We start from the raw sequence: 4,904 nt of genomic DNA, 5'->3' as shown, positions 1-4,904 counted from the left end.
GGCGGGTATATTGAAAAGCCGCTATGAGAATGGGAAATACCGCTTCCAAACACCGGAATCCAAACGTAAGAAAACGTTCGCTGCTGAAGAGCATGTTAAAGTATATGAATCTTTAGAAGCATCTAGCCTCAATTGGACGATCATTTGCCCTACGTACCTTCCTAAAGGTGAAGAACAAGGAAGTATCCGATATGAAATCGATTTTCTCCCTGAGGGAGGAAAAAAAATAACGGTAGATGATACTGCACGATTCGCTTTTCAAAATCTTAAAGATTCTAGTTTCCCGAAAAAAAGAGTTGGAATCTGTTATTAAAAACCCCCCTTCAACCTGGAAGTTGAAGGGGGATCGTTTAATCACCTGCTGGCTGGAAACCGAAGAACTCTTCGAGAGTCGACGATTGACTGTGTATTTCTGTTGCGATGTCTTTTCCTACATATCTCAAATGCCAAGGCTCATACGTATAGCCTGTGATATCATCCTTGCCTTTTGGATAGCGGATAACAAAACCATATTCATGAGCATGATTGGCCAGCCATTCACCTTCCTCCGTCTGGCGGAAGGATTGATCAAGCTGGAAGGACATTTTTGCTGACGTCACATCCATCGCGAGCCCTGTTTGGTGCTCGCTTGTACCTGGTTTAGCGGAAAAGGTATTCGCCTTCTCCTCTCCATACTCTGCTACATAGCCTTCATAAATCTTTTTTTGACGCTCATAAGAACGATAACCGGAGGCGGCTACGATCTCTATTCCCTCTTTTTTAGCACTAGCGAACATTTCCTCTAGCATTTTGGCCGCTTCTTCACGTAATTGCTTTTTGGGTAAATCCTCATCGAAATAGAACGGCACTTCAGGAATCGTCAGATCAGGCGGTATGTAGCCATCTGGAAGTTTTCTTTGCTTATTTACAACCACTTGTGCGCTTTTCGGATCGTTAACTACAATCAGTCCGTCTTTTCCTTTTTGTTCCTTATTAGTTTCACTTTGTTGTTTTTCAGTTTCAGAGTCGTCTGATTGCTTTTCTTCTGAGTTCAATGCTGGTTCAGCTTTCTCTTCTACCTCTTTTTTACTTGAAGAGGAAGACGCAGATACATTCGGTTCTTCTTGATTTGTCCATTGATCAAAAGAACAAGCACTTAAACTCAAACTTAATGCCGCAATCAGTAACATGTGCTTTTTCATTTTATTACCTTCCTAGTCTTTGATGTTAATTCAACTATAACATTTATAGGAAGAACCTGTATATGAGATTAGGGACTTAATTCACCGTTAATCATTAGTTTTGTCTATCTATTGTAATCTATCTATTGTAACAAAAAAAAGCCACTGAGCAATCAGTGGCTTTACCTTATTAGTTACTCCCAAATATAGGGTTGATACTGTAAACTTAAACGCTCAAATGCTTCACGGTCGCCGTTATCAATCGCCATATTAATTTCTTTATCGAGACGATCTTTGTTGAACTGAAAACTTAAGTGATCCATAAACAGGCGTGAAGCTAATTGAATACCAAAGGACAATTCTCTTTTTGCGGTAATCTCTCTACCTTTATATTCGGGGTCGCGGCGGATAACATAGACCATCTTTTGCTTTCTCATGAGAATACCCCCTTCATGCTTTTTTCCATTATGCAGGATTTTAATGTATTTCGCAATAAGTTTTCTGAATATTTAGTTATATAATTCCCACTTTTCTATTTTTTAAACCTCTTAACCCTATATTCATAGGGGTTTGAGAGGTTTAAAAAATAGAAAAATTTACAATTAAAAAATTCTCCTCAGTTGAGAGGAGAATTTTTCATAAAGATTCCTTAATTAGCCAACAAATTTTGCAGCTATATCTATTGTTCGGTTTACTTGATGTTTTACAGCACCTTTTGCTGCTTCTTCGTCTTCCTTAATGTTTGCTTCGCCATCTACACTTACGCTAGTTCCATATGGGTTTCCTCCAGCAGCAAATAAGGATTCATCCGTGTACCCAGGAGCCGCGATCACAGCACCCCAGTGGAACATCGTTGTATAAAGGTTAAGTAAAGTAGCTTCTTGACCACCGTGAGGGTTTTGAGCAGAAGTCATGGCACTGACGACTTTATTGATCAGCTTGCCTTGGAACCATAAGCCGCCTGTCATATCAAGGAACTGTTTTAATTGGGCTGGAACATTCCCAAATCTAGTTGGCGCACTGAAGATGATAGCATCTGCCCAGTCTAGGTCGTCTACTTTTGCTTCAGGAACAACGTCTTTGGTCGCCAAGAAATGCTCTTTCCAAGCAGGATTCTGTTCCATGGCTTCCATTGGTGCTGTTTCAGGGACACGTACAAGTTTCACTTCAGCGCCTGCAGCTTCTGCTGCTTCCTGTGCCCATTGAGCCATTTTGTAGTTTGTTCCAGTGGAACTGTAATAAACGATTGCCAATTTCACATTTGCCATGTAAATCTCTCCTTCTTTCAAATACTTCCTCAGTATTGTTACCGAAGATAAAGTTTAGGATTCACAAAAAGTATATACCCCTCTCAAATAAAACTCAAACTAAAGATTCTTTAATTCGAGATATTTTATGAAACCTTTATATTCCATTCAGATTATTGAATAAGGGCAAAGATTCTTGCCGCATGCAAGCTATCTGTACAGGGAAAGCTTTGTTTCTCTAGACTCAATAGGATATACTCTGATAAGCTATATCAAGCTTTTACAAGAAAACCCGGAGGTCCGTCACATGAGTGAATATGAAAATTTAAAAATGGGTGAAAAGGGAGCTTGGGTGAGCATCGTCGCCTATTTGGTATTGGCTGCTACAAAGTTAGTGATTGCTTACTTCGGACAATCGGAAGCTTTACGTGCTGACGGATTGAACAATACCACCGATGTCATCGCCTCAGTTGCTGTTCTAGTAGGATTGAAAATATCCAGAAAGCCCCCTGATGAAGATCATCATTATGGTCACTTCCGAGCAGAAACGATCGCTTCCCTTATTGCGGCATTCATCATGATGACCGTTGGGATCGAAGTTATCATAGGTACTATTCAAGACATTATCAATCAACGCGCCAACGAACCTTCCTTGCTTACGGCGTGGACAGCTATCACTGCCGCGATCATCATGTTCGCTGTCTATCGTTACAATTTGAAATTATCCAAGAAAGTAAATAGTAACGCTTTATATGCCGCTGCCCAGGATAACCGTTCGGATGCTTTAGTCAGTATCGGGGCCGCCATCGGAATATTCGGTGCTCAATTCGGAGTATTCTGGTTGGATCCTTTAGCTGGTTTGATCGTTGGGTTGATCATCTGTAAGACTGCGTGGGATATCTTTAAAGATGCGACACACAGTTTGACAGATGGTTTTGATGAAGAAGAGATTGAAAGTATCCGAGAAACCATATCGACGCACTCGGATGTATGGGCGGTTATCGATGTCAAAGGACGATTACAAGGGAACCAAACGTTAGTGGAAGCAACCATCCATGTAAACCCTGATATTACCATTCAACAAGGGCACGACATTACTGATGAAGTTGAAGAGCTTCTTGAACAAGAGCATGGAATTCGTTATGCTCACATTCACATTGAACCTTATGGTAGTGAGAGGTAACAAAAACACCAATGGCTAGAAGTCTAATTCTTTGTGCCATTGGTGCTTTTTCATTTGGAAAAATTGTGAAGCAACTGATCAATGTTTTTCCAACCGTATGCGGTTTCTTCATAAGTCCCTTGTCCGATGGTTACCTTTTCGGCTTCCACAGGATGGGCGCCCATTTTTGTATAAAATTGACTCGAGGGATTTTTGGTGAGGACCCATACAAGAAGTGACTCGTAGCCAGCTTCTTTCATAGCCGTAGCAAAAGATTCAAGGAGTTTTCTTCCATAACCTTTTCCCTGATAGGCATCAAGTAAGTAAATGGCATAGACTTCCCCATCATAGTCGTAGCTTTTTGTCCGCTCTTTACCGCCTGAAACAAAACCGACTACTTCCCCATGATCATTCTCTATAACCAGTGCGATTTGCCCGTTGACAGGCTTTCTAAGGACCGTTTCCCAGAGAGCCATCCGATTTTCCAGAGTGATATTCCCCAAATCTCTCTCATCAATTAAGTCTTGGTATGTAGATTTCCAACTGCTCAGATGAATATTTGCAATTGTTTCTGCATCCTCAAAGCGTGCTTCTCTGACTTCAGGCATAGCTCTTCTTCCCTTCTGTAACATCTTCAATATTTATTTTAACAGAAAAGATGGCACCCCGCTCGTGGTACCATCTTTTTCTTTTAGCATTGAAAACTTGAAATCAGCCTTGTATCTAAGCCAGTATATACCCACGTTCTTCTTCTGCGCTGCCAGCGATAACCAGCCACTGAAGTACGACCTATAAACGTAGGATAGAACCAGAACGACCGTCCATTCTCTAGTCTCACCCACGTATATCGGTACAAACATCCATAGAATGATCCCGGATCAACTGCGAATACAGTCGCACCTTGTGCTTGAGGCGGAGTAGACGGAGGCGGAGGCAATTGACCTCCTTGCTGCCCACCAAAAGGCGGTGGGCCTAGCGGCGGCTGACCTGGCCCTCCTGGTCCTGGCCCCTGACCCGGACCGCCTCCATAAAAGCCACCAGGCCCTAGGCTTGGACCTCCACCGTAAAAGCCACCTACCCCTTGACCTGGACCGCTTCCGAAACCACCTCCTGGTCCTTGACCAGGTCCACCTATGAACTGGCCGAACGGTAAACCTTGTTGTCGATGCATAACGATCAATTCCTTTCTCGGAAGTATCCCTATACGATATGCATCTAATGGGCAGCTGTGATAACTAACTCCTTTTGTGTGATGTCATCAGTATTGTTATTACATATCTAACGAGTAAACGTATTCAGCAAAACGTGCAGGATTGTGGAAGATTCGATTTCGAG

7 protein-coding genes are annotated in these 4,904 nt (G+C 42.1%); 2 read left to right on the top strand and 5 right to left on the bottom strand.

Annotated features, from left to right (window positions below; all coding sequences use genetic code 11):
• Nucleotides 1-313, top strand: a 313-nt coding sequence (locus LD39_RS17440; RefSeq protein WP_035550690.1) for an NAD(P)H-binding protein, incomplete at its 5' end; no start/stop codon positions are given.
• A 37-nt stretch (nucleotides 314-350) separates the two neighbouring features.
• On the opposite strand, the gene LD39_RS17435 is transcribed toward LD39_RS17440, so the two are convergent.
• The 3 genes from LD39_RS17435 to wrbA all read right to left on the bottom strand — a co-directional run bounded on the left by LD39_RS17435 (nucleotide 351) and on the right by wrbA (nucleotide 2,428).
• Nucleotides 351-1,181, bottom strand: coding sequence for a D-alanyl-D-alanine carboxypeptidase family protein (locus LD39_RS17435; RefSeq protein ID WP_035550688.1), 831 nt, complete (start codon nucleotides 1,179-1,181; stop codon nucleotides 351-353).
• 173 nt (nucleotides 1,182-1,354) lie between these two features.
• Complete coding sequence (locus LD39_RS17430; protein ID WP_035550686.1) at nucleotides 1,355-1,597, bottom strand: IDEAL domain-containing protein; 243 nt, start codon at nucleotides 1,595-1,597, stop codon at nucleotides 1,355-1,357.
• A 216-nt stretch (nucleotides 1,598-1,813) separates the two neighbouring features.
• Complete coding sequence (gene wrbA / locus LD39_RS17425; RefSeq protein ID WP_035550683.1) at nucleotides 1,814-2,428, bottom strand: NAD(P)H:quinone oxidoreductase; 615 nt, start codon at nucleotides 2,426-2,428, stop codon at nucleotides 1,814-1,816.
• Between the two features lie 286 nt (nucleotides 2,429-2,714).
• Here wrbA and LD39_RS17420 point away from each other — a divergent pair, with 286 nt between their 5' ends.
• The gene (locus tag LD39_RS17420) at nucleotides 2,715-3,590 is read left to right on the top strand and encodes a cation diffusion facilitator family transporter (protein WP_035550680.1); all 876 of its coding nucleotides are present in this window, start codon (nucleotides 2,715-2,717) and stop codon (nucleotides 3,588-3,590) included.
• Between the two features lie 50 nt (nucleotides 3,591-3,640).
• Here the strand turns inward: LD39_RS17420 and LD39_RS17415 are convergent, their stop codons facing one another.
• Together LD39_RS17415 and LD39_RS17410 are read right to left on the bottom strand one after the other, a co-directional pair.
• Nucleotides 3,641-4,177, bottom strand: a complete 537-nt coding sequence (locus tag LD39_RS17415; RefSeq protein WP_035550677.1) for a GNAT family N-acetyltransferase — start codon at nucleotides 4,175-4,177, stop codon at nucleotides 3,641-3,643.
• 83 nt (nucleotides 4,178-4,260) lie between these two features.
• Complete coding sequence (locus tag LD39_RS17410; protein WP_035550674.1) at nucleotides 4,261-4,740, bottom strand: hypothetical protein; 480 nt, start codon at nucleotides 4,738-4,740, stop codon at nucleotides 4,261-4,263.
• Nucleotides 4,741-4,904 lie beyond the last annotated feature (164 nt).

Origin of the sequence: Halobacillus sp. BBL2006, from assembly GCF_000786645.1 — a bacterium.
Taxonomy (GTDB): Bacteria; Bacillota; Bacilli; order Bacillales; family Halobacillaceae; genus Halobacillus.
Note: the sequence above shows the minus strand (reverse complement) of the source record. Positions and strands in the feature narration are given on the sequence as shown.

Bases quoted from the DNA above. Each gene is read 5' to 3' on its own strand.
- LD39_RS17410 (WP_035550674.1), bottom strand. From the start codon at position 4,740: ATGCATCGACAACAAGGTTTACCGTTCGGCCAGTTCATAGGTGGACCT.
- LD39_RS17435 (WP_035550688.1), bottom strand. From the start codon at position 1,181: ATGAAAAAGCACATGTTACTGATTGCGGCATTAAGTTTGAGTTTAAGT.
- LD39_RS17420 (WP_035550680.1), top strand. From the start codon at position 2,715: ATGAGTGAATATGAAAATTTAAAAATGGGTGAAAAGGGAGCTTGGGTG.
- LD39_RS17415 (WP_035550677.1), bottom strand. From the start codon at position 4,177: ATGCCTGAAGTCAGAGAAGCACGCTTTGAGGATGCAGAAACAATTGCA.
- LD39_RS17430 (WP_035550686.1), bottom strand. From the start codon at position 1,597: ATGAGAAAGCAAAAGATGGTCTATGTTATCCGCCGCGACCCCGAATAT.
- wrbA (WP_035550683.1), bottom strand. From the start codon at position 2,428: ATGGCAAATGTGAAATTGGCAATCGTTTATTACAGTTCCACTGGAACA.